General features: G+C 34.5%; 22 protein-coding genes. 7 read left to right on the top strand and 15 right to left on the bottom strand.

Annotated elements, in window-relative coordinates:
* Positions 1 to 2 precede the first annotated feature (2 nt).
* From allD (QMO72_RS12310) to allC, 4 genes are all read right to left on the bottom strand, one after another.
* A complete protein-coding gene (allD, locus tag QMO72_RS12310) occupies positions 3 to 1,052 on the bottom strand; it encodes an ureidoglycolate dehydrogenase (protein WP_103266417.1) in 1,050 nt (349 codons plus the stop codon).
* Between the two features lie 200 nt (positions 1,053 to 1,252).
* Entirely contained in the window at positions 1,253 to 2,284 is a 1,032-nt protein-coding gene (allD, locus tag QMO72_RS12315) for an ureidoglycolate dehydrogenase (RefSeq protein ID WP_103266418.1), read from the bottom strand.
* Between the two features lie 15 nt (positions 2,285 to 2,299).
* The gene (gene allE, locus QMO72_RS12320; RefSeq protein ID WP_103266419.1) at positions 2,300 to 3,088 is read right to left on the bottom strand and encodes a (S)-ureidoglycine aminohydrolase; all 789 of its coding nucleotides are present in this window, start codon (positions 3,086 to 3,088) and stop codon (positions 2,300 to 2,302) included.
* A 90-nt stretch (positions 3,089 to 3,178) separates the two neighbouring features.
* Positions 3,179 to 4,411, bottom strand: coding sequence for an allantoate deiminase (gene allC, locus QMO72_RS12325; protein ID WP_103266420.1), 1,233 nt, complete (start codon positions 4,409 to 4,411; stop codon positions 3,179 to 3,181).
* A gap of 172 nt (positions 4,412 to 4,583) precedes the next feature.
* On the opposite strand from allC, the gene QMO72_RS12330 reads away from it, so the two are divergent.
* The 3 genes from QMO72_RS12330 to QMO72_RS12340 all read left to right on the top strand — a co-directional run bounded on the left by QMO72_RS12330 (position 4,584) and on the right by QMO72_RS12340 (position 7,516).
* Positions 4,584 to 5,426, top strand: coding sequence for an alpha/beta hydrolase (locus QMO72_RS12330; RefSeq protein ID WP_103266421.1), 843 nt, complete (start codon positions 4,584 to 4,586; stop codon positions 5,424 to 5,426).
* Positions 5,426 to 6,676, top strand: a complete 1,251-nt coding sequence (locus tag QMO72_RS12335) for a Zn-dependent hydrolase (RefSeq protein WP_103266422.1) — start codon at positions 5,426 to 5,428, stop codon at positions 6,674 to 6,676. The genes QMO72_RS12330 and QMO72_RS12335 overlap by 1 nt, the downstream gene beginning before the upstream one ends.
* 249 nt (positions 6,677 to 6,925) lie before the next feature.
* Positions 6,926 to 7,516: a histidine phosphatase family protein gene (locus QMO72_RS12340; RefSeq protein WP_103266423.1), complete on the top strand. Its 591-nt coding sequence runs from the start codon at positions 6,926 to 6,928 to the stop codon at positions 7,514 to 7,516.
* A gap of 163 nt (positions 7,517 to 7,679) precedes the next feature.
* On the opposite strand, the gene allB is transcribed toward QMO72_RS12340, so the two are convergent.
* Positions 7,680 to 9,041, bottom strand: a complete 1,362-nt coding sequence (allB, locus tag QMO72_RS12345; protein WP_103266424.1) for an allantoinase AllB — start codon at positions 9,039 to 9,041, stop codon at positions 7,680 to 7,682.
* Positions 9,031 to 10,521, bottom strand: coding sequence for an allantoin permease (gene allW / locus QMO72_RS12350; protein WP_103266425.1), 1,491 nt, complete (start codon positions 10,519 to 10,521; stop codon positions 9,031 to 9,033). The genes allB and allW overlap by 11 nt, the downstream gene beginning before the upstream one ends.
* Before the next feature lie 304 nt (positions 10,522 to 10,825).
* Between allW and QMO72_RS12355 the strand changes: the two genes are divergently transcribed.
* Positions 10,826 to 12,448: a PucR family transcriptional regulator gene (locus QMO72_RS12355; RefSeq protein ID WP_103267483.1), complete on the top strand. Its 1,623-nt coding sequence runs from the start codon at positions 10,826 to 10,828 to the stop codon at positions 12,446 to 12,448.
* 93 nt (positions 12,449 to 12,541) lie between these two features.
* Here QMO72_RS12355 and QMO72_RS12360 read toward each other — a convergent pair whose 3' ends face one another.
* Positions 12,542 to 13,057 carry a GrpB family protein gene (locus QMO72_RS12360; protein ID WP_103267485.1) on the bottom strand — a complete coding sequence of 172 codons (516 nt, stop codon included), beginning with the start codon at positions 13,055 to 13,057 and terminating at the stop codon, positions 12,542 to 12,544.
* 255 nt (positions 13,058 to 13,312) lie between these two features.
* On the opposite strand from QMO72_RS12360, the gene QMO72_RS12365 reads away from it, so the two are divergent.
* The gene (locus QMO72_RS12365) at positions 13,313 to 14,737 is read left to right on the top strand and encodes an MDR family MFS transporter (protein ID WP_103267482.1); all 1,425 of its coding nucleotides are present in this window, start codon (positions 13,313 to 13,315) and stop codon (positions 14,735 to 14,737) included.
* Between the two features lie 98 nt (positions 14,738 to 14,835).
* On the opposite strand, the gene QMO72_RS12370 is transcribed toward QMO72_RS12365, so the two are convergent.
* Positions 14,836 to 15,726 (bottom strand): LysR family transcriptional regulator, encoded by an 891-nt coding sequence (locus QMO72_RS12370; protein WP_103267481.1) that lies wholly within the window; start codon positions 15,724 to 15,726, stop codon positions 14,836 to 14,838.
* Positions 15,727 to 15,854: 128 nt separating this feature from the next.
* Here QMO72_RS12370 and QMO72_RS12375 point away from each other — a divergent pair, with 128 nt between their 5' ends.
* Positions 15,855 to 17,012, top strand: coding sequence for an MFS transporter (locus tag QMO72_RS12375; protein WP_103267480.1), 1,158 nt, complete (start codon positions 15,855 to 15,857; stop codon positions 17,010 to 17,012).
* A gap of 99 nt (positions 17,013 to 17,111) precedes the next feature.
* Here the strand turns inward: QMO72_RS12375 and cspD are convergent, their stop codons facing one another.
* The 3 genes from cspD to QMO72_RS12390 form a co-directional block, all read right to left on the bottom strand.
* The gene (gene cspD, locus QMO72_RS12380) at positions 17,112 to 17,312 is read right to left on the bottom strand and encodes a cold-shock protein CspD (RefSeq protein ID WP_046836888.1); all 201 of its coding nucleotides are present in this window, start codon (positions 17,310 to 17,312) and stop codon (positions 17,112 to 17,114) included.
* Between the two features lie 319 nt (positions 17,313 to 17,631).
* Entirely contained in the window at positions 17,632 to 18,258 is a 627-nt protein-coding gene (locus QMO72_RS12385) for a DUF6198 family protein (protein ID WP_103267479.1), read from the bottom strand.
* A 61-nt stretch (positions 18,259 to 18,319) separates the two neighbouring features.
* Complete coding sequence (locus QMO72_RS12390) at positions 18,320 to 18,925, bottom strand: cyclic nucleotide-binding domain-containing protein (protein ID WP_103267478.1); 606 nt, start codon at positions 18,923 to 18,925, stop codon at positions 18,320 to 18,322.
* A 266-nt stretch (positions 18,926 to 19,191) separates the two neighbouring features.
* On the opposite strand from QMO72_RS12390, the gene QMO72_RS12395 reads away from it, so the two are divergent.
* The gene (locus QMO72_RS12395; protein WP_103267477.1) at positions 19,192 to 19,380 is read left to right on the top strand and encodes a hypothetical protein; all 189 of its coding nucleotides are present in this window, start codon (positions 19,192 to 19,194) and stop codon (positions 19,378 to 19,380) included.
* A gap of 133 nt (positions 19,381 to 19,513) precedes the next feature.
* Here QMO72_RS12395 and guaA read toward each other — a convergent pair whose 3' ends face one another.
* From guaA to xpt, 4 genes are read right to left on the bottom strand one after another with little or no spacing between them, the layout of a single operon-like run.
* Positions 19,514 to 21,055, bottom strand: a complete 1,542-nt coding sequence (guaA, locus tag QMO72_RS12400; RefSeq protein ID WP_103267476.1) for a glutamine-hydrolyzing GMP synthase — start codon at positions 21,053 to 21,055, stop codon at positions 19,514 to 19,516.
* A gap of 20 nt (positions 21,056 to 21,075) precedes the next feature.
* Positions 21,076 to 22,542, bottom strand: coding sequence for an IMP dehydrogenase (guaB, locus tag QMO72_RS12405; protein ID WP_069824697.1), 1,467 nt, complete (start codon positions 22,540 to 22,542; stop codon positions 21,076 to 21,078).
* 37 nt (positions 22,543 to 22,579) lie between these two features.
* Positions 22,580 to 23,848, bottom strand: a complete 1,269-nt coding sequence (gene pbuX / locus QMO72_RS12410) for a xanthine permease PbuX (RefSeq protein WP_103267475.1) — start codon at positions 23,846 to 23,848, stop codon at positions 22,580 to 22,582.
* Positions 23,845 to 24,426 (bottom strand): xanthine phosphoribosyltransferase, encoded by a 582-nt coding sequence (xpt, locus tag QMO72_RS12415; protein ID WP_103267474.1) that lies wholly within the window; start codon positions 24,424 to 24,426, stop codon positions 23,845 to 23,847. Before xpt ends, pbuX begins: the two co-directional genes overlap by 4 nt.
* Between the last annotated feature and the right edge of the window lie 138 nt (positions 24,427 to 24,564).

Below are 24,564 nucleotides of genomic sequence, written 5' to 3' on the forward strand. Positions count from 1 at the left end.
TATTATTCAGCAAATCGATTTTTTCCGTGATAACGATCATAGTGCACATTATCTGACACTAAATAGTTATATATTTCATCAACAATTTCAATACCATCACTGTCATATTTATCACTGCGCAAGCGTCCGCGTTCACCTGGATAGAATATTTCACCAAATCCTTCTGCAGCCGGCTGTGCTTTAAGTTCGTCTAACATTGTTGAAATTCTAACTTTAAATTGCTCTAAATCAGTAAAGAATGCTGGATTAATGACAATATGAAGCTGTCCTAAATCTCGTCCTTTCGTTAAATCTTTATACATAGATGAAACATGGACACCATGTGGCACACCTAGTAGACTTCCTGCCAAAATATCAACCATCATCATGAGGCCATAACCTTTAGGTCCCGCTACAGGCACAAGCGCATGTACATCTCTAGCATTTGTCGTTGGTTCACCTTGTGCATCAACAGCCCAAGTGTCTGGAATAGATTGGTTTTTTGCACGTGCATCAAGTACTTTCCCCCAAGCTTGTACAGTTGTAGCCATATCAAATGTAATTATACGTTCATCATTTGAAGGCGCACTAAATGCAATTGGGTTTGTACCAAAGTATGGCTCAGTTCCACCAAACGGCACTACCATTGGATCAGATTGGCACATACTTAAACCAACCATATCTTGTTGTGCTGCCATCTCTACGAAATAACCTAAAGCACCACTGTGAGAAATATGTTTCACACCTACTACAGCCACTCCGTTCTCTTTAGCCATATCAATTGCTTTATCCATAGCTTCTTTTGCAGCTTGATGTCCCGGACCATTATCTCCTTCAAATACGCCTGTAGAAGGTCCAGTACGTTCAAATTGATAATTAGGATTCGTAGTAATACCGCCCTTAGCAATACGTTCTGCATAATATTCTACTCTTACCGCACCATGCGAATGAATACCTCTATGATCTGCGAAAGTAAGTACATCAGCAACATCATTTGCAGCAGCTTCATTCAACCCAGCTTTAACTAATTTATTTTTCATTAAGTCAAATAATTTCTCTTTTGATATACGCATCTTCATACCTCCTTGTTTTATCATTCTCTAACAATTAACTTTTTTATCGATATTGTTAGCTTTATGCTTCATCCAATATTAAAAATATTTTTTCACAAATTAAACATTTAAACGATATGTGCATTAAAAAGAAGCTACTGAGAACAATTTGTCATTTATTATTTATACATACAATTGCCCTGTTCACTTCTCCAATGTATTTAATAACTAGTGTCAGAGATTAAGTAGTCATAGATACTACGCGCTACTGGAATACCACTTTCAGCATAATTCTTTTTAACTTCTTCTTGAATTTCACCTGGATAGTAGACCTGATCGAATGCTTTCGCAGGTTCGATATCATGTAACTCATCCACCATGTCAGAAACTTGTCTTAAAAACTGTGCCTCATCCCCAAAATAAGCAGGATTAATGACGATATGAAATTGCCCTAACCTACGATATTGACTTAAGTCTTCATACATTGAGGTAACATGTTTGCCGAAAGGTAATCCTAATAAGCTACCAGCTAAAATATCAACCATCATCATGAGTCCATAACCTTTAGGTCCCGCTACAGGCAATAAAGCGGCTACTTCAAATGGGTCTGTCGTCGGTTCACCCTGTGCATCAACAGCCCATGTATCCGGAATGGTTTTTTGCTTTGAACGGGCATCTAAAATTTTTCCCCATGCTTGTACAGTTGTAGCCATGTCAAATAGGATTGGATTTCCAGATGCTCGTGGTGAAGCAAAAGCAATTGGGTTTGTACCAAAGTATGGTTCGGTGCCGCCAAAAGGAACAACCATTGGGTCTGATTGACATACCGTTAGTGCAACCATTCCTTGTTGTGCAGCATGTTCTACAAAATAACCAATCGCACCACTATGTCCCATTTCTTGAACGCCTACCATACCAATACCACTAGATTGTGCTAATGCTATTGCTTCTTCCATCGCCTCAAAAGCAACATAATGGCCGATCGCATTATCTCCAAAATATGTCCCTGATGAAGGCCCTTGTTGTGTGAATTTTAGTTTAGGTTGGAGGTTATACCCCTTTTTCACTATACGTTCTGCGTAATACTGCATGCGTACAGAACCATGCGAATGTATGCCACGAGCATCTGCAAATATTAGTAAATCAGCTGTCTTATCAGCCTGTATTTCAGGCAAACCTACATTTATGAGTTTTTCTTTAAATAAATGTCGTAATTTACCTTGTTCGACGTACACTAATCCCTCTGCGTCCATACTTAACAACCTTCCTTAAATTTCTATATCTCTATTGGCATCTTTTGAATAGATGTATGCAAAAGGTTCATCTAAACCAACCGCGTAGGTCGCTTGAGGAGCATAGGCACCCATAAAGATATAATCTCCTTTATCTACAGGTAACCAGTCATTATCAAGGTTGTACATACCACGGCCACTTAATACATATGCGCCATGCTCTTGCACATGTGTTTCAACATAGCCATGTGAGGCACCAGGTTTAAACGAAAGAATATGAATATTCATGTCATATGCTAACTCTTTAGGTAATAAATCGAGAATTTTTACTTCCGCCATACCTTCATACGGTTCTTGAGTCATATCATTTACATTTCCTGTGACGATGTCTGGCGTATACCCTTTGATAGGTTGGTAACGCTTTTTATATAAGAAAACGCGGCTATCATTGTTTTGATTACTATTTTCAAAAGTCATTACTAAATGTGGTGGTACATACAAATATCCACCTGCATTTAGTTCATATTTTTTATCATCTGCATATGCATTTATATTTCCATATTCTACATAGATAAATGTTTGAACACCGTTGCCACCAAATCCTTGTGTATTGCCACCTTGATTTTTTAATGTCACTAAATAATCTACAAAATGTGCTCCAATTCTTGGTGATCCTAAAATTGTCACATCACAGTCCTCGAATCCAGGGACAACATTATTTACTAAACCATCCGGTGTAATGACTGCATAGTTATCTTTTTTAATCACTGAACGTGTTTCTAATAAACCTTCTCTGTAACCTTGATTATGATTTAAGTAACCCATAAATATAAAATCTCCTTTACTTATCTATTTTTGTATATTAGATATGCTCAATAGCACTTTTGATGAAAGCGTTTAACCTAATACTTGAAATTATTCTTTGTAAGCGAGTTGATACAATACTTGTTTTAAGACTTCTATGCCTTTAACCAAATCTTCTATATCAGTTTCTTCTTCAACGTTATGACTTATACCGTTAATCGAAGGTACAAATATCATTGCTGTCGGTATATATTTAGCAAATATTTGAGAATCATGTCCTGCACCTGATGGCATTACTTTACAATCTAATGGTCCCACAACGTATTCTGCAGCCTTTTTGACTTCACTTACCAGTTGTTCATCCATTAACGTTGGTGCTTCATCCATCCACAGGTCAATATCATATTCTACCGCTTCTTCTTCTGACACACGCTTGATGCAGGCATCAATTTTTTCGGCAAATTGATTCAACTCAGTTTGATTAATATGACGACAATCTATAGAAAATGTAACTTCCCCGGGAACCACGTTTACAGTGTTAGGTACTGGATCTACACGACCAAACGTAATCACTAGTGGATCTCCAAATGCGCGGGCTTGATCAGTTAATTCGTTTGCTATTTTACTAAAAGCGACGACCGCATCTTTCCTTAACCCCATAGGCGTTGTTCCGGCGTGATTAGCTTCGCCTTTAAGGTTAACTGTGTAGCGCTTCTGCCCTACAATGCCATTAACAATACCAATTGCTTTTTGTTCACTTTCTAGTACTTTACCTTGTTCAATATGCACTTCAACAAATGATTTGATATAACTAAAATCATTGTCTACTGTACGATAATTAAATCCCGCTTCATGCATTGCGTCTTCAAAGTTTACACCTTCACCATCAGCAATAGATGATACGTCAGCTTTATTCGCTAAATTGAAGAAGTTTTTACTCCCCCAAAACGCATAAGGAAAACGGCTCCCCTCTTCTTCAGCCAATGCTAGTAGTTCCAGTGACCGTAAAGGTTGACCATACTCAGCTTTCAATGATTGCATTGCAACCAAAGCTGCTAACACACCAAACTGACCATCTAAATGCCCACCTTCTACTACCGTATCAATATGTGACCCTGACATAATTGTCTCCTCAGGGTATTTACTGCCTTCAATACGTCCTTTTAAATTACCTACACTATCAAAACGTGCTTCGAATCCTTCATTTTCTAATGTATTTTTTAATGTATGTATTGCATTTGACCATGCTTCTGAATAAAGTAAGCGCGTAATACCGCCACCGTTCAAACCACCACATGATGTAAGTTTGTTATCTAAAGCTTCAAAAGAAGATCTGATGTCCATACAATTCAACTCCTTTTCTATTTCACAATTAATTATAAGCGTTTACATTTGAGTTATCATTCACATTTCTCACAATAATACTTAATACTTTTATTCGATTTATACAAATACTTCTTTTCCTTTTTTTGAGATACTATATTTAGCAAAATGTATCTATAGGAGGATTGTCATAATGATTGAACCCACCACAAGTTGCACAACCATAGATGGCTTTACATTACCATATACAATCATTGAGGCTAAAAGCACATCATCTAAAGGCGTCATCCTTTATTTTCATGGAGGCGGCCTCATATTTGGCCAATCCAATGATCTCCCCCAAGAGTATATTGATATACTCACAGAAAATTATCATCTTGTACTTGTATCATATCGTCTAGCACCCGAGAGCAATATCGATGTAATTATTAACGATGCTTTGACCCAATACGATACAATACAACAACAATATCCAACACTTCCCATATTCACATTTGGTCGCTCAGCTGGTGCTTTTTTAGCAATGTTAACAGCACATCATCGTAACGCGGATGGTGTTATTGATTTCTATGGTTATTGTCGTATACACGTACCAGCATTTCTACGTCCGAACAAACAATATCAAGCGTTGTCGTCACAAATTACACCAGATATATTAAATCAACTCATTCAGTCGCAACCTTTGGTATCTGGACCAATCCAAACAAGATATCCTATTTATTTATATGTTCGTGGACAAGCCCAATGGATGGCTTACTTAGGTATTCAATCTTCGACACAAAGTGATTACAATATTTCACCGCAACAGCTCAAAGCATTTCCACCAACATTTATTGTTCATTGTACTGGAGATCCTGATGTTCCATATAGTGAAAGTGAGCATATTCATCGATGCATTAAACACAGTCATTTCACTTCACTTTCATTAGAAATCCATGATTTTGATAGAGAGGTAAATGAAACAGCCCAATCAATCTACAAACAAGCGGTACAATTTTTAGATCAAATTGTCAAAAGTAATGGAGGAGAGGCCTAATGTATTTACAAAATGTAATTGAAAATTTTCAGACCTTTAATAACTTTGCACGTAATGAAGCCAATGGCGGTATTAACCGTATTGCCTTTACACATCCTGAACGTTTAGCCGCATTGAAATTTTCTATGCTATGCCAAAAAGCAGGTTTAGATGTATATTTCGATTTCTTTGGAAATGTGATTGCACGTCGAGAAGGTAAATACCCATCATTAAAACCCATCGTTTTAGGTTCTCATATTGACACAGTAAAAGATGGAGGGCAGTATGACGGTTTGCTTGGTGTATTAGGGGCACTAGAAGTAGTCGAACATTTAAATACTCATAATATTGAAACAGACCATCCTATTATTATTATTGCTTTTGCTTGTGAAGAATCGACTCGTTTTAACGAAGCAACATTAGGTAGTAAATACCTTACTGGTAAGATGACAAAGGAAGATATGAAATTCATTAAAGATAATGAGGGCAATATACTTTATGATATAGTGGCACCGCTCGCCCAAGATATGCACGGTAAGACTGCTTTATTTGAACGCAATAAAATCAAAGCGTTTTTAGAATTACACATCGAACAAGGACCCATACTTGAAAATAATCACAAAGATATAGGTATTGTAACTGATATTGCTGCACCACATCGTTTCAAACTAAAAGTGCAAGGTGTAACGAGTCATTCCGGTTCTACACCTATGCCTATGAGAACAGATGCCCTCACAACAGCTGCTGACATTATTTTGAAAATCGAAGCATTGGGGCAATCTTATCATGATAAAGGCATCGTCACTACTGTTGGCTACGCTCAGGTTTATCCCAATACCATGAACGCCATTCCAGGTGAAGTGACGTTACTCATAGATATTCGTGGAAAAGATAAAACGATTCGTGAACAAGTAGTTTCAGAAATGCATCAAGCTATTGATGTAATTACTAAACGTCGCCGTAGCAATTATCATATTGAGGATTTAGGACAAGACACGCCTCGCAGTTTCAATCAAAAGATTGCACAAATTTCTGAAGAAAAGTGTCAACATTTAAATTATGCATACCGCTATATGTATAGTGGTGCCGGTCATGATGCCATGAATTTTGCACCGATTTGTCCTACAAGTATGATTTTCATCCCTTGCAAAGATGGTATCAGTCATTCTCCAAAAGAATCCGTGACTTATGAACAAGTTGAAAAAGGGATTAATCTTTTAATCCATACGACAATTGACTTGGCAAAGTCAGACATAGTATTAGAGGATTAACATATTATAAAAACCCTCTTTAAAGTAAGTGCCCGCTTATAAAGTGGTGCACTTACTTTTTATTTTAAATACCTCACTCATATTTACTTCACCTTTTGAAAAATATAGCTATCCATGAGAAACTTATCTCTAGATAATAGAGTTATTTACTTTTAAAATGAATGCATATTTAGCAAATGATATTGATTTAAAACATTCAAATACTGATAAACATAGCACGATACAATAATTAGGTGAAGGTTGGTTATAATGACTGAAATTTGTTTTGTAAGACATGGTGAAACAGATTGGAATACAATTGGAAAATTACAAGGACGCACAGACGTTCCTTTAAATCAGTTTGGTATTAAGCAAGCTGAAGCATGTGCAGAGTTTCTCTCACAATCATCATGGGATGTAATTATCACAAGCCCTTTGCAACGTGCTAAACATACTGCTGCGATTATTCAACAAAAATTGGATATTCCACTAATTGAACGCCAAGCATTTATTGAAATAGCTTTTGGTAAAGCTGAAGGATTATCTCAACATGAAAGAGAGAGATTATATCCAGATCGTCAGTATCCTAATAAAGAAGCCGCTGATATGGTTACTGACCGTTTTCTTAAAGGGATCCAAACAGTAACTCAGGAATATCATAATCAACGTATTTTAATTGTTTCTCATGGTGCTTTTATAAGTGCTATACTCTATCATTATTCTAATGGAACAATAGGCACAGGCCTGACGAAGCTTGCAAACGGTGGGTTAAATACAATTCACCTAACACAAGAAGATGGTGATGTCATAAGTTATAATCAAACTTCTCATTTACCTATGCGTTCCACGCACTTATTATAAACAATACCCCCCTCAAAGTAGACACTCACATTCGCCTAATACTTTGAGAGGGGTATTTGTCTAGAATTCAGAAAAGCTTTAAAACGGCATATAATTTATAATGAATTGATTTATAGGTTGTTTCACTTCATGTAAGATTCGAATCCTTCAAATTCATTATTCACTAAATAAAACGACCCATTTTCACATCTGAAATGCCAGTTTGTTGATTATAAATTTCTTGGCCTCTTAGTATGGTACGCGTTACTTGGGCGCCAATTTCACGCCCGATATAAGGGCTCATTTTATTTCGATAAGCTAAATCTTCAGCAGCCAACGTGTAAGATGCATTAGGTTTAATAAATACAAAATCAGCATCTTTACCAATAGCAATACTCCCTTTAGATTCCATACCAAAACGTTGTGCTGGGGCTGTAGCAATGATTTCGGCAAATCTTTGCAATGACATTTGACGTTTTTGAACACCTTCATCAAATAAGATATCGACATTATTTTGTAAACCTGCGATACCACCCCATGCTTCAAAAGCGTTATCTGTATCTTTTAAATCAGGCGTACATGGTGAATGGTCTGATGTGACAAAGCTAATATCGCCCTTCATCACGCGTTCCCACATGCCCGCTAAACGTGATTGTTCACGAATTGGAGGAGAACATTTTACTACTGCACCAATATCATCTAATTCTTCTTTGTAGAAATATAAATAGTGTGTACAAGTTTCACAAGTAATATCGACACCTTCTTGTTGTGCCTTAACCACCTCATCAACGCCTTCTTCGCAAGCAACGTGTACAATGTGTACGCGGCACTCTGTTTCTTTAGCAAATAAGATAATTTTGCGAATAGGTTCTACTTCAGTAAATACAGGACGGCTATCTACATAAGCACGCATCGTTGTTTCACCATTTGCTTTGGCAATTTCACCTAAACGATCTGTAATTGTCGCATTTTCAGAATGAATGGATAAAATTTTACCAGTTTTCGCAATTTGTTTCATACCCTCATACAGTGAATAGTCATCTACATTTTCAAAATCACCCTCGATTGAACGATCTCCACAAGTTGCTAAGAAAGCTTTGTATGCTACTACACCTGCTTCGTCTAGTTCTTGGATACCCCCATTTAAATTATAAGGTACCAGACCGCCATAGCTCGCTACATCAACTGATAGTTCACCTTCTCCAGCATCAAATTTCGCTTGAATAGATGCTTGATCTGTTGTTGCGGGTACTTGATTTAAAGGCATTTCAATAAATGAAGTAACGCCCCCTTTTGCAGCTGCGTTTGTACCTGTTACATACCCTTCCCAACCATCACGGTAACCGCCTCCAGGTTCAGTGATATGTACGTGTGCATCAACCATACCTGGCGAAACAATTTGGTTTTGCGCATCAATAATTTGTTCTGCTTCGCCAAGTGCTTGACCAATTGCAGCAATTTTCCCATCTTTTACAGCTACTTCTACATTGTGTTCACCATTTTCTAAAATCACCAAACCATTTTTAATAATCAAATCATATTTCATTATACTTCACTCCTTCTTTTTCCTTTGAGAATACTTTCAGTGTGTAGTGCAAAACAATGTAAACTGCGCTAGATATCATAAACCCAATAAACCATGAGAAATCTGCTATTACAGCAAATGCTGGTAAGAAACCAAGTAAAGAAATAACAACTCCTATGATTGTGGCAATATAAGCTGAGATATTAATACGTTGTATTTTGATGTCTTTGTCATGCAAATCAAAATACAGTTTATCAATGTCTATATGACATCTAGATACGAAATAGAAATGAACAATCATTACACCTGCTACTGGCCCTAAAATTGCACCAATGGCATTTAAGAATAAAAATATACTACCTTCATTTTCCATCATTTTCCAAGGCATAATAACTACACTCAAAACTGATGCAATAACTACACCACGGCGATAATTTATCCATTTAGGTAATAAGGCACTCAACTGATATGCAGCTGGAATAATGTTACTCGTTGCGTTAGTAGAAATCGTCGTCATTAATAGTACACCTGTAGAAATCAATATAGCCCAGAAATTCCCCCATTCATTAATAATGGTTAATATATTCCATTCTTGATGACCTAAATAGATAGAGCCACCAATAATAATAAATACGCTTGCAACAGCAAAGAGCATATGAGCAACAACAATTCCTGAAATTTGCCCTACAATTTGTGATTTCGTAGATTTAGCATTTTGTGTAAAATCAGCAACACTAGCTCCTGGACCAGCCCATACGCCTAATAATGAATTAAATATTAAGATAAATGATAGCACGGCTGGATAGATGATACCGTCTGTTTTTGTTGCAATTTCATAGTTCATAATATTACTCAATCCACCTGCTACCGTTACACCCCAAATAGCCATACCGCCGAATACGATATAAATTAATGGATTTAAAATAGCAGTAAATTTATTTAAAATTTCACCACCACCAAAACCAATCGCAAAACTAATAGCCCAAAAGATTAAAAATGCTATCAGTCCTGGAATGGAAATACCTAAAATAGATATGCCATGACCAACATCGCTAAATCCTGGAAAAATTTTATTTAATAAAATAAGTAGTGCTTGAGATCCGGCAAATGTTTGTAAACCAAACCATGCGATACCAGCGACAACACCACGTAATACGCCAGGCAGTTTTGCACCAACATCTCCATATGTTGCACGGAGTTGCATCGCAAACGGTATACCATATTTGGATCCTGCATAACCATTGGCAACTAATAAAAGCGCAATAACAAATGAACTTAATATCAATGCAAAAATAACTTGAAGAGGAGATAATCCAATTAATAAGAATCCTCCAACAGCTGTGTAGTTAGGTATATTATGTACAGCACCCATCCATAATGTGAAAAAGTTAAACGCAGAATTATTTCTCTGCATCGGTGATTTCGGCATAATGTCTTGATTATAACCACGCTTTTCAAAAAGGTCATGGTCATATACCGTTTCGTTCCCCTGTCTTCCCATCTATATGTCTCCTTTGCTTTAATAAGCTTATAACTTTATGTATCATGCTTAACTATTAGTTTATTACTTATGAAAGCGTTTTTCTTTGTTTAGAATGACATATCTATATGTTGAAATTATATATTTCGAACAAAATATGTGTATAATTTATTATGTATAATATATAGCTTAGGTCATTTCACACAATTATAAATAAACATTCATGTTTATAAAAATACCATTTAACTCATAATTTTACACTGAAAAATTTGATTATTTTAATTTTTCTGATAATAATAATGCTATAGACTCGGAGGACTGAATTATGACAACACTTAACGAAATTTTATCCGTTCCTCAATTTAAAGGACTAGAACTGATTAACAAGCACGGGGATTTATCATCGGAGGTCACAAATTTAGATATAACGGAGAATAATGATATCAAGCATTTTACTTCTGAAAATTCATTTATTCTAACAACTGGCGTACTTTTTCAAGACAATCAAGAAAACTTAAAAAAATTAATCAAAGACTTAAGTGATATTCATACAGCTGGTCTTGGAATTAAAACGTCTAGATTTTTACATGAAATTGATCAGGATGTGATTGATTTTGCTGATGCCTTAGCATTTCCATTAATTGAGATTCCTGAAAGTTGGAACTTAGGCGAAATTACACATCAAATATCTTCTTATATTTCAGATTCAGAAACTGGAAAATTAAATTATGCTTTGCACATTCAACAAGAGTTAAATCAGTTATTGATTAAAGGTTTTAGTATTAATTCTATGATTGAGCGTATGAGTAAATTACTCGGTGTACCTATTATGCTTTTCGATCCATTCAAATCACCAGAAGCAATGAGTCATCAATATAAACAAAATAAAGCGTTAGCCACTGACCATATCAGATACTTTCATAATCATTATCAAGAAGCACTTGTTTATGATAAAAACAAACAAGTCTTCGAAGATAAAGATCACGTGATTTTTAAAGTTCTAGGGTATACTTATTTCCCATATTATCTTATGGTCTCGCAAGTTAATAAGCTGTCCTACCCGTTTAGTTTATTAACTATTGAACAAGTGGTCAGCGTTCTAAGTTTTGCACTCTACAAAAATACTAAGATTGAAGAAGCGGAACAAAATGACATTAATCGCTTTTTTGAATCGCTCGTTAATAATCAGACGGATCAGGCATTATCAATCAATAAGCATACTGAATTACTCAAGCAATACAATATTTTTAAATCAGATTATTATCAAATTGTTATTTGCAATATCGATACTCAAAGCACTTTAGAAAATAGTTATTATCTTAATGAGCGTCAACAACTTACATTTCATTGGTTAAAGCATATGTTGACTGACATTGATCCTTATATCAGTATTTATAAACTACCAAGTAATAATCGATTCGCTATTTTATTACAAAATCGTCACCAGCATTATTTTGATTACCTGAAACGTATTCAAGATAATTACGGCAATACTTTTGAAGGGAGCGTTTCTTTTGGCATTGGCAATGAAGTCACAGAATTTTCTCAGTTACCTTCTTCGTTCTTTGAAGCAAATGAGGCTTATGAAAATGCCTTATTTAGTAATGAAAAATCATTCATCTCACAATATCATTCAAAAGATATCAAGGAATTATTGCAGCTTATCCCAAATGAAAAACTACAACCTTTTATCAAACATACTTTAGGTCCCCTAAGTTATCCTAAAACTAAAAAAGATTTGGAACTCAAACAAACGTTACAAGTTTATATGGATAATCAATGTGATATAACAAAAACAGCTGAAAAAATTTACATCCACCGTAATACAGTTAAATATAGAATTAATAAATGCAGCAATATGATAGGTACAAATATAGAAGATCCATTACATTCACTCAATATCCGGATTGCTTTATATGTCTCAGATATCATTGATTTCGATTCATAAAACGATACACACCATACTAGACTTATTCTTTAGTATGGTGTGTTTACGTATATTAAGCTCTATTGCATATATTAACTCTATTATCCATTTTCTCTAACGCTTCAAATACCATGCTAGCGCTTTTTGCTCTAATTGCTTTAGAAAATGGTCTTTGCCATTACTATATCCCGTTCTATCATTTGGAAATTGCTGCGCTAATTTTACTTTTAATTTACCGTATTCATTTGCCACATCATGATGGTTAATCAAATAGTTTCTCACTGCTAAATGACGATTAATATCCAAACTATTGTCCTTTTGAAATACATGAATATGATGTGTGCGTGGTGTTACGCCCTTTATAAAAAACCTTCTACCTTCAATGCCATTTTCCCCTAAGACTTCATAGCCTAAGCCTTCTATCCTTTGATTAAATTCACTTACTTTTTCTATATTTTCAACCACTAATAATATGTCTATTATTGGTTTTGCTTTCAAACCAGGCACAGCAGTACTACCTATATGATGTATGCTCAACATTTCTTTTTCAAAGATCTTTTCAAGTTTACTTTTTTCAATCTCAAACAATTGCTGCCATTCATGATGAGGATTGTGGATTTCAATTTCCATTAACAACATCCTTTCCTATTACTCCTATATTGTAGCTTAAAGAATAAAATAAAACATTTTCTTATATCTTATACTTAATAATTTATTTCATTTAAATAACTACCTAAATAGGTTCCGACCAACCTTATAAAAATAATAATTTTAATTAAAAATAGTTTCAAATTTATTTAGTTTTTTAAACCTAATGGTTTGCTTTGCTAACTTAAATTTATTAAAATTTACTGTTGGGATGAAGTAAAAGGAGATGTAATTGTAATGTCGCAGAATGTTTTATCGAGCAAAAAAAGAAATACTATTATTTTAGTTATGCTAAGTAGTGCATTTGTTGCTATGCTGAACCAAACACTACTTAATACAGCGCTACCTGCAATTATCACAGGGCTGCAAATAACTGAAACAACCGCCCAATGGCTTATTACGGGATTTATGTTAGTTAATGGAATAATGATTCCACTAACTGCATTTCTTATGGATAGATTCCATACCAAACCACTTTATATTTTCTCTATGAGTGCATTTTTACTTGGGTCAATTATCGCAGCATTATCACCTACTTTTGGTTTACTCATGTTTGCACGAGTTATCCAAGCAATTGGTGCAGGTATATTATTACCGTTAATGCAATTCACTGTATTCACATTATTTCCAACTGAAAAACGCGGATTTGCAATGGGACTTACAGGTATTGTGGCACAGTCTGCGCCAGCAATTGGCCCTACACTAACTGGTTTCTTAATTGATTCCTATAGTTGGAGAGCGCCATTTTTAGTCGTTGCTGCTATAGCACTTATCGCATTTATTATTGGTGCTATTTTTGTAGAAAGTAACAATGAAACAAAACATACAAAATTAGATAAATCATCAGTAATTTATTCTACTTTTGGTTTTGGACTTATGCTTTACGCCTTTAGTAGTGCGGGTAACCTTGGTTTCACGTCACCAATTGTTATCATTTCATTAATTCTTGGACTAATTATTGTCGCTGTTTTTGTTACAAGACAAATTAAAATCGACAATCCTTTATTAAATATGCGTGTATTTGCAAACAGAACATTTTCATTATCTGCATTTGCTTCAATGGTATTATTCATCGGAATCGTAGGTCCTGCATTATTAATTCCTATGTATATTCAATCTGGTCTAGGACTATCCGCAATCTTATCTGGATTCGTCATTTTACCAGGTGCAGTAGTCAATGCGTTTATGTCTGTATATACTGGTAAAATTTTCGATAAATATGGGTTGAAGGTATTAGCAATACCAGGATTTATCTTATTAATTGTTATGACCATCTTACATTGTTTCTTAACAACAGAGACGCCTTATTGGTATATTGTTATTATTTACGCTGTCAGAATGTTTGCCGTAGCATTAATCATTATGCCTCTAAACACAATTGGTATTAATGCTTTAGATAACAAAGATATCTCTCATGGTACTGCAATCATGAACTCTTTAAGAATTATTGCTGGTGCAATTGGTACTGCAATCATGATTACAATACTTTCTATAGTTCGTTCACATTACGTTGAATCTGGTAACAGTCAATCTATGCAACACGCTACTGTACTTGGCGTAGATGCTGCCTTTGGATTTACAACAGTACTGTTAATTATCGGATTTATCCTAACATTGATGATTCGTACAAAAAAAGAAATTACAAACAGTCGTGAAGTATAACAAAAAGCCCCACATCTTTAGTGATGCGGGGCTTTTACTTTTGAATTCTAACACCATGCAACGCTTGTTTAGTACTAAAAATCAGCATTCTAATCTGTTTATTTACAAACTTCTTTCGCTCGATCTAAAAACAATTGTGCTGCTTTTGAAAAAGTATGATCTTTTCTCCAAACAATATTATGTTTTGCAATTAATTGTGGTTTTAATGGTATAAAGCATAAGTTATTTTCAACAGATGCTTCAATAATACTGTCTAAAGTAATTGCATAACCAACATCTTCTTTGACCATCAATCCGGCATTATAGGCTAGATTAAACGTTGCTACAATATTCAATTGGTCAAAAGCATCACCAAACCAACTCGCAAACTCATTATTTGAGAGTGAGTTATCTAGTACTTGTCTCGAACATATCAGTGGCTTGTGGAGGAGATCCTTTTTTTCAATAAATGCTTTTTGAGACAAAAGATCATCTCGTTTTGCAACTACCCCCCACTCGTCGTAAGAAGGTAAATTTAAAGCTTTATATTTATTTAAATTTGCTGGTTGAATTAAAATTCCAAAATCTAATAATCCTTTATCCAATCGACTTGCAATATCTTCCGCATTACCACTATAGACATGAAAGTATATATTAGGGTGTTGTGCTTGAATGCGCCTAAAGATATCTGCAATAATGCTAATACCTTTTGTTTCCCCGCAACCAATATAGACATTACCTTCCACTTGTTTATCTAAAAATTTAAATTCATCTTGTATTTTTTGCGACATTTCAAGCAATTCTTCTGCTCTTTTCTTTAATAAAATGCCTTCTTCCGTAATATGAATATTGTGATTGCTTCTTTTAAATAGTTTAACGCCCATTTCACTCTCCAAATCTTTAATTTGGCGAGATAACGTTGGTTGCGTAATATGTAAGGCATTTGCTGCACGTGTGATACTTTCTTCTTTCGCTACAGTGACAAAATAATATAAGGTTCTCAATTCCATTTAATCCTCACCTTTGTTATTCATTTTTTGTATATCTAGAGATTATAATAAGGTATTTGTTATATCTCATTATACCCTTTACACTTTATATATCAAACTTTGCATCATTTATAGGGGGTATATCGACTTTGAAAAACAATAAATTAATCGTACTCATATTAACTATTGGTGTTTTTGGTATTTTAAATACTGAGATGGGATTTATAGGGTTAATCCCTCAAATTGCCGAACAATTTAATGTGACTACTGCTACTGCTGGCTGGTTAGTCTCAGTTTTCGCAATTGGCATTGCTTTATCCGGACCAATTACTCCATTACTACTCTCTAAAATAGAAAGAAAAAAAGTAATGTTACTTGTTTTAACCATTTTCGTAATAAGTAATTTGATATCTGTATTTACATCAAACTTTGCTGTCTTATTACTTGCACGAATTATTCCAGCTATTTTCCATCCAGTATATACTGCTTTAGCTTTTTCAGTTGCAGCTGATTCAGTAGATAAAAAAGATGCACCTAAAGCTGTATCACGTGTATTTATTGGTGTATCAGCCGGCATGGTTGTAGGCGTTCCTATCGTTAATTTTTTAGCTACTCAATTTAACTTACAAATCGCCTTATCGTTCTTTGCGGTAATAAATATCATTGTGCTTATTTTGACTTTATGCTTTGTACCTACCATGCCAAGCGAATCATCTCACTCATATGGTTCACAATTAAAAGTATTAAAACGCCCATTGACTTGGATTTCAATCATTGCAGCTATATTTTTTAATGCGGCAATTTTTGGCGTTTATAGTTATTTGACTGATTACTTAAATATCGTTACAGACATTCATGGAAATCTCGTTTCAATCACACTTTTCTTATATGGCTTTTCAAATATATTAGGTAATATTATTGCTGGAAAATTATTAACGGCGATTCCTAAAAAAGCAATGTTATTATTACCTTTTGCTTTAATTATAGTATATGGATTTATGTTTAGTTTAGGATCTTTCTTTATTCCTATGATGGTTATTACAATAATATGGGGGATTTTAGCAGGACTTACCGCAAACACAACTCAGTTTATGATTACTTCATCAGCGCCTGATGCACCTGATTTATCTAATGGAATCTTTTTATCCGCTGTTAACACAGGAACAACAATCGGCACCTTTATAGGTGGTTTATTCATTGCTACATTAGGTTCAAATTACGTTTTAATGATTGGTATATTAGCAAGTCTCGTCAATATTTTATTAATTGTAATTAGAAATAAAAAGTTAACGACAGCTTTTAACTAAATAATATAAACAGCCCCTATATTTAGTATATAGGGGCTGTTTATATTATTTAAAAAGACATAAAAAAAAAGACGAGTTAGACTCGTCTTTTAACCGTTATTATAATTTAACAACGTTTGCTGCTTGAGGACCGCGGTCGCCGTCAACGATTTCGAATTCAACAGCTTGTCCTTCTTCTAATGATTTGTAACCGTCTTGAGTGATAGCTGAGAAGTGAACGAATACGTCGTTTCCACCTTCAACTTCGATGAAACCAAAACCTTTTTCTGCGTTAAACCATTTAACTGTACCGTTATTCATATTAAATTCCTCCATGTGCTTTTGCACGAATATTTGTAATCTGTCTAAAAAAATCAAAAGGAGTAAATTCAAAAGAATAAAACTACAAATCAATTTCACGAACTAAATTACTTAATACCTATTATAACTGTAATATTTGTTTTTGTATACCCCTTTTTGTAATTTAATTTAAATATTTAATCTGTAGCTTAAATATATTGTATTAAACTACATATTATTTAATATATAAGGCCTTATGCTTGAGACTTTGTTTCTTAAACGAATATTGATTGTTGATGAGCATTGCACACATTACGCTTTTTAGTATTCTTTTTAAACATCATTGTATTTCAGTTACATTTTCTAATAGCTTCATTGTAAAACTAATAATATAAGAAAGTAAAAGTACACTTATAACTGTACCTTCCCTAATAGTAAAAATACTATGATCTAATATGTAAATTGTTAATACTCCTAAAACAAATATTGCATCAAATAAATATCTTACCTTCCCAAAAGCCATTTGAAATTGGTTACTTATTTCAATACATACGGCTTCTAATGGGAACTTAATCAATCCAATAAATAAAAGTATTCCAAGTGATACCCCTGAAATAACTACCCCTATAATGAAAATAAACAGTTTATTTGTATAATTCAAAAAGAACACATCAGGTAAAATTAAATATACGAAAAAATTGATCATTACACCATTTATAATAATATATCCAAATTGTAATATCTCTTTCAGAGAAATTTTAAATTTTAAGCAGCACACATACGTTAGGAAAAACAACGTATTTAATAAATTAATCGTGGTGCCAATTTTAATATGAAGCATACTCGATAAAGATAATCCAAAGGCATTCATTGCGCTTTGTCCGATGTTTGACTTTACCTGCAGTGCAATACCGAAACTAAAAAATACAAAGAAAATTAGAGTTAACATCATTTTTTTCTTCAACATTTATCACCTCATGCTTAGGATAAACTGTTGTGTTTCATTTATCGTATGAGATTTCTCATAGTTATAAAAAATCGTTGAGTTTTTCTTTATCTTTTATACGATATTTTCCATTCACTTTTTCTAATGCTCCACTACGTTTCAATTCATTTAATACATGCATTAAATGTCTATAACTAACGCCTAAATACTGCGATAGTTGAACAAAGTCTTCTAATATATAACCTTCAATATTCATATCTTGTATGTACTTAACAAAACAATGTGTGAAATTATACTGTTGTATCTCAGTATAATGGTGCGTTCTATGAAGTAGCTTTCTACCTAAAAATTGAGATAGCAATTGCATAAAATAAATATCGTTATATAACTTATCGTAAAATTCATTTTCCTTAATTTGATATAATACACTATCTCCATGCGACTTAATGAGTTTACTTTCTTCTTCAATACCTAATAAATATAATTCACCGATAAAGTCACCTGCACACAAATATTGAATCAATGAAATGTTACCATTCTCATGCTCTTGATAAATTTTAGCCTTCCCTTCAATAATATAATATAGACTATTTTTGTTTTGATATGGTTCAATGATAATATCATTATTTGAAAACTTTATTTTTTCTGTTTTTACACCTCGTAAAATATTTAATAATGTACGTTTCATAATTTTCCCCTAATCAATGGAAGTGTTTAAACTTCCGATTTTGAATACTGATAGTGTCATATTGTTTATTTTACTAAATTTTTTAATTAAGCTCTAAAATTTCTTAAACGCTAAAATACCAAAACACCATCCTATTTTAGAAAGTTACACACTGCATTAATTTACAAACATTCATATTATCAATCTCTTATTACAACGGATAAAGATATGATGAAAAAAGTGGAAAATACACAATAATTATTAATCAAAAAGAAAGTGGTGTTAACATGAATTTTATTATTTATCCATTGTTATTTGGGATAATCTTCGCTTTATTTAAAACATTAGATTTATGGTATTCAAAGAAAGTCACTAAAACATCTACAAGAGATTGGAGATTCAATCCTCATTTAATATGGATACTATTTATAATAGGTGTAATTATTGGATGCATCTATGTGTTAATATATAAATAATTTGTCATAAAAAAGAGGTAAATCATTACGCAATCTACTTTTTATCGCACTCAAATATAAAGCCTTTTTGCATTTCTACCATGACACCAAAAACCCCTTAAGCCTACGCCTAAGGGGTTTTCATTTGATATTATTATTCCCACTCGATTGTGCTTGGTGGCTTAGAAGTGATGTCATAGACAACGCGGTTAACGTGGTCCACTTCATTTACAATACGACTTGAAACCTTTTGTAAGACTTCCCAGTCAATACGTGCAAAGTCACTTGTCATACCATCAATAGAAGTTACTGCACGAATACCTACTGTGTGGTCATACGTACGGTAGTCTCCCATAACACCTACAGATTGGATGCCTGGTAATACTGTGAAATACTGCCAAATCTCGCGTTCAAGACCTTCCTCACGGATAACTTGTCTTAAAATTGCGTCAGATTCACGTACGATCTCTAGTTTATCTTCTGTAATTTCACCTAAGACACGAATACCTAGACCTGGTCCTGGGAACGGTTGTCTCCATACTAAATGTTCTGGAATACCTAATTCGATACCTAATTCACGTACTTCATCTTTAAACAATGTATTAATCGGTTCAATCAGTTGGAAGTCCATATCTTCTGGTAATCCACCCACATTGTGATGTGATTTAATCGTTTGAGCCGTCTTCGTACCTGATTCAATAACATCTGTATACAGCGTGCCTTGTGCTAGGAAATCTACGCCTTCTAATTTAGATGCTTCATCATCAAATACATACACAAATTCGTTACCGATAATTTTACGTTTTTGTTCAGGGTCTGAAATACCTTTTAATTTACTCATGAATCGTTCTTGTGCATTGACACGAATGATATTCATGTTAAAGCCTTCACCGAACTGATCCATAACCATATCGCCTTCGCCTTTACGTAATAAACCGTGGTCTACGAAGATACATGTTAATTGATCACCAATTGCTTTGTGTAGCAATACTGCTACAACAGATGAGTCTACGCCACCACTCATGGCACATAATACTCTGCGATCTCCAACTAGGTTACGAATTTTCTCAATTTCAATTTCAATGAAATTCTCCATTGACCATTCGCCTGTACAATCACAGACACGGCGAACAAAGTTACGTAATAAATCATTACCGAATTCAGTGTGGCGTACTTCTGGATGGAATTGTACACCATAAATGCGACGTGCTTTATCTTCAATTGCTGCATAATTTGTACTTGGACTATCAGCAATCACTTCGAAACCTTCTGGTATTTCAATTACTTTATCTGAATGACTCATCCAAACATTTTGTTCTTCAGGTAACCCGAAGAATAACTCGTCTGTTTTAGCATTTATAACTGCTTTACCATATTCACGTTCGTTGGCACGTTCAACTTTACCACCTAGTAATTTAGTTGTTAGTTGCATACCATAACAAATTCCTAAAATAGGAATACCTAGATTATAAATTTCTGGATCAATCGTAAATGAATCCTCTTCATATACTGAGTTTGGTCCACCAGAAAGAATAATACCTTTAGGATTTAATTGTTTAATCTCATCAATACTTATTTCGTGGTCGTGTAATTCGCTATATACACCCATTTCACGAATACGACGTGTAATTAGCTGGTTGTATTGGCTACCAAAGTCTAAAACAAGTACGAGCTCTTGCTCTTTCGCCATTTCCATAACTTTAAATCTCCTTTAACTTAGAATGAATAATTTGGTGATTCTTTTGTGATTTGAATGTCATGTGGGTGACTTTCTGCTAAACCAGCAGGTCCCATGCGTGTAAATTGAGCTTCTTCTCTTAAAGCTTCCAAATTACGTGAACCAGTATAACCCATACCAGATCTCACGCCGCCCATAAGTTGATAAACTGTATCTTGCAGTTGTCCTTTAAAAGCAATACGTCCTTCAATACCTTCTGGAACGAATTTTTTAGGTGTTTTATCTTCTTGGAAATAACGATCGTTAGAACCACTTTCCATAGCGCCTAAAGAACCCATGCCACGATAAACTTTATATTGTCTACCTTGGAATACTTCAGTTTCGCCTGGGCTTTCTTCTGTACCAGCAAGTAAGCTACCTAACATAACTGCATGTCCACCAGCAGCTAATGCTTTAATGATGTCTCCTGAGAATTTAATACCGCCATCAGCAATAATCGCTTTACCATGTTTACGTGCTTCAGTTGCACAATCATAAACAGCTGTGATTTGTGGAACACCAACACCTGCTACTACACGTGTAGTACAAATTGAACCAGGACCTATACCAACTTTAACAACATCGGCGCCCGCTTCGTATAATGCTTTTGTACCTTCAGCTGTAGCGACGTTACCAGCAATTAAAGTAACTTGTGGGAATTTCTCTTTAATGTGTTTAACTTGTTGTAATACGCCTTTAGAATGCCCGTGTGCTGTATCGATAACTAATGCATCTACGCCAGCTTCTACTAATTTTTCAGCACGGATATCAGTATCTTTCGCAATACCAATTGCTGCTCCAACTAATAATCTACCATGAACATCTTTAGCAGAATTTGGGAATTCAAGTACTTTTTCGATATCTTTAATTGTAATTAAACCTTCTAAGCGACCTTCTTTTACTAATGGAAGTTTCTCGATTTTATGCTGTTGTAATAAATGTTCAGCTTCATCCAAAGTTGTACCAACTGGAGCAGTCACTAAATTATCTTTTGTCATAACATCAGAAATTTTAATAGAAAAGTCTTCAATAAAACGTAAATCACGGTTAGTAATAATACCTACAAACTGTCTATCTGATGTATTATTAACAATCGGCACACCTGAGATACGATATTTGCCCATTAATGCTTCCGCTTCATAAACACTTTCTTCAGGCGTTAAGTAGAATGGATTCGAAATAACACCATTTTCAGAGCGTTTTACTTTTTGAACTTCATCTGCTTGATCTTCGATGTTCATATTTTTGTGAATAACACCAAGACCACCTTGTCTCGCCATTGCTATAGCCATTTTTGATTCAGTCACTGTGTCCATACCTGCTGAAAGAATTGGTATGTTCAATTTAACACCTTCTGATAATTGAACACTTAAATCTACTTCTTTCGGTAAAACATCTGATTCTGCTGGTAACAATAACACATCGTCAAAAGTTAAAGATTCTTTTTCAAACTTATTTTCCCACATACTCGTACAGCCTCCTATTATTTGTTTGATAGTTACATTATTTCATAACTTCCGTTTTTTGTTGATACTTAATTCCATTAAAAAAGAAATTTAAAATAATTGCCGAAATTGCTCCAAGGACAATACCATTTTGCGTTAACCATGCAAACTGCTCACCTAAGGCTTTAAATGCTTGAGGTACTGCACTTATACCCGTTCCTAGTCCAACTGATACAGCAATAATCAACAAATTATTTTGATTCTTAAAATTAATATTACCTAATATACTAACACCATATGCCATAACCATGCCAAACATTGCTATCATAGCGCCACCTAAAACTGGAAGTGGGATCATATTTGCTAAGGCACCTAATTTAGGAATACAGCCACAAATAAGCAATAATATAACCATGCCATAAATAACATTATTCTTTTTAGCACCTGACAATGACACTAAACCAACATTTTGCGAATATGCCGTATAAGGAAACGCATTAAATATCGATCCTAATATGATGGCAATTCCTTCCGCAGTATAACCTTTGCGAAAATCTTTACGTTCAAGTTTTTTCCCAGTGATTTCACTTAAAGCGTGATATACACCTGTGGATTCAATTAAACTGACTAGTGCAACAATAAAGAATACAAGCGTTGCACCGAAATCAAAACTAAACGTGGCGAATCTAAACGGTTGTGGCAGCGCAAACCAATGTGCAGATCCGATTTGATTTACATCTACGATACCTAAAAATGATGCTAGAACTGTGCCAACAATCAACCCGATTAAGATAGCAATGGATTTTAAGAATCCCGTCGTTAGCCGTTGTACTATGAGAATAACGATTAATGTCGTTGCTCCAAGTATAATATTCTTAGCGTCGCCATAATCGTTTGCGCCTTCGCCACCCGCTAAGTAATTCATTGCAACAGGCATTAAGTTAATCCCAATAATTGTTACAACACTTCCTGTAACTACTGGCGGGAAGAACTTCACGAGATGTGAAAAGAATGGCGCAATGATTACGACTAAAATACCCGATAAGAATAAAGAGCCATACAAAGCACTAATGCCTTTCGTTTGTCCAATTAAGATCATCGGTGCAACAGCTGTAAAAGTACATCCTAATACAATAGGAAGGCCAGTACCCGTGCCTTTCCAAACTTGTAAAAATGTTGCTAAACCGCACATAAATATATCAACAGTAACTAAGAAAGCAATTTGTTCTGGCGTAAAATCTAAACTTGTTCCTACTATTATCGGTACAAGTATAGCACCTGCATACATTGCTAACAGATGTTGTAAACTTAAAATGAAGGTTTTCATACTTCTTCTCCTAAGAATGTTACCTTATTACCACTTAAAGAAGCCACTTTACATAATGATGAAACCTTAAGGCCTGCGTACTCTAATCGTTCTCTACCTGGTTGGAAACTCTTCTCTACTACTATACCCACGCCCACAGTTGTTGCCTGCGCCTGTTGTACTATCTCATTTAATCCAAGTGAAGCATCACCATTTGCTAAAAAATCATCGATGATTAACACACGGTCATGCGCTCCAAGAAACTCCTTAGCGACGATGACAGTACTTGTTGTGTTTTTTGTGAATGAATGGATATCTGCTTGGTAGACATCTTTTGTTAAAGTGCTTGGTTTTGCTTTTTTAGCAAATAAACATGGTACATCAAAATGCATAGCTGCCATAATCGCCGGAGCAATACCTGAAGCTTCTATCGTTAATATTTTAGTAATACCTGCGTCTTTAAATTGTTCATAAAACGTTTGCCCTACGCTATGCATTAACTTTGCATCAATTTGATGATTTAAAAATCCGTCCACTTTCAAAATCTTTTCATCAATCACTACACCATCTGCTTCGACTTTCTGTTTCAACAAATCCACTCGAAAAAACCTCCTCATTTTGTGTACAAAAAAAACCCTAAACTAACTTAGTTTCAGGATCTATGAGTGAACTTGCAATACCAAAATCAGTGATTCTCCAACTTATAACTTGTGCTGTTGTAATTAAAACTTCTACAT

It is taken from the genome of Staphylococcus casei (genome assembly GCF_030294405.1).
Classification (GTDB): Bacteria; Bacillota; Bacilli; order Staphylococcales; family Staphylococcaceae; genus Staphylococcus; species Staphylococcus succinus.

Bases quoted from the DNA above. Each gene is read 5' to 3' on its own strand.
- allD (WP_103266417.1), bottom strand. From the start codon at position 1,052: ATGCGTATATCAAAAGAGAAATTATTTGACTTAATGAAAAATAAATTA.
- allD (WP_103266418.1), bottom strand. From the start codon at position 2,284: ATGGACGCAGAGGGATTAGTGTACGTCGAACAAGGTAAATTACGACAT.
- allE (WP_103266419.1), bottom strand. From the start codon at position 3,088: ATGGGTTACTTAAATCATAATCAAGGTTACAGAGAAGGTTTATTAGAA.
- allC (WP_103266420.1), bottom strand. From the start codon at position 4,411: ATGGACATCAGATCTTCTTTTGAAGCTTTAGATAACAAACTTACATCA.
- QMO72_RS12330 (WP_103266421.1), top strand. From the start codon at position 4,584: ATGATTGAACCCACCACAAGTTGCACAACCATAGATGGCTTTACATTA.
- QMO72_RS12335 (WP_103266422.1), top strand. From the start codon at position 5,426: ATGTATTTACAAAATGTAATTGAAAATTTTCAGACCTTTAATAACTTT.
- QMO72_RS12340 (WP_103266423.1), top strand. From the start codon at position 6,926: ATGACTGAAATTTGTTTTGTAAGACATGGTGAAACAGATTGGAATACA.
- allB (WP_103266424.1), bottom strand. From the start codon at position 9,041: ATGAAATATGATTTGATTATTAAAAATGGTTTGGTGATTTTAGAAAAT.
- allW (WP_103266425.1), bottom strand. From the start codon at position 10,521: ATGGGAAGACAGGGGAACGAAACGGTATATGACCATGACCTTTTTGAA.
- QMO72_RS12355 (WP_103267483.1), top strand. From the start codon at position 10,826: ATGACAACACTTAACGAAATTTTATCCGTTCCTCAATTTAAAGGACTA.
- QMO72_RS12360 (WP_103267485.1), bottom strand. From the start codon at position 13,057: ATGGAAATTGAAATCCACAATCCTCATCATGAATGGCAGCAATTGTTT.
- QMO72_RS12365 (WP_103267482.1), top strand. From the start codon at position 13,313: ATGTCGCAGAATGTTTTATCGAGCAAAAAAAGAAATACTATTATTTTA.
- QMO72_RS12370 (WP_103267481.1), bottom strand. From the start codon at position 15,726: ATGGAATTGAGAACCTTATATTATTTTGTCACTGTAGCGAAAGAAGAA.
- cspD (WP_046836888.1), bottom strand. From the start codon at position 17,312: ATGAATAACGGTACAGTTAAATGGTTTAACGCAGAAAAAGGTTTTGGT.
- QMO72_RS12385 (WP_103267479.1), bottom strand. From the start codon at position 18,258: ATGTTGAAGAAAAAAATGATGTTAACTCTAATTTTCTTTGTATTTTTT.
- QMO72_RS12390 (WP_103267478.1), bottom strand. From the start codon at position 18,925: ATGAAACGTACATTATTAAATATTTTACGAGGTGTAAAAACAGAAAAA.
- QMO72_RS12395 (WP_103267477.1), top strand. From the start codon at position 19,192: ATGAATTTTATTATTTATCCATTGTTATTTGGGATAATCTTCGCTTTA.
- guaA (WP_103267476.1), bottom strand. From the start codon at position 21,055: ATGGAAATGGCGAAAGAGCAAGAGCTCGTACTTGTTTTAGACTTTGGT.
- guaB (WP_069824697.1), bottom strand. From the start codon at position 22,542: ATGTGGGAAAATAAGTTTGAAAAAGAATCTTTAACTTTTGACGATGTG.
- pbuX (WP_103267475.1), bottom strand. From the start codon at position 23,848: ATGAAAACCTTCATTTTAAGTTTACAACATCTGTTAGCAATGTATGCA.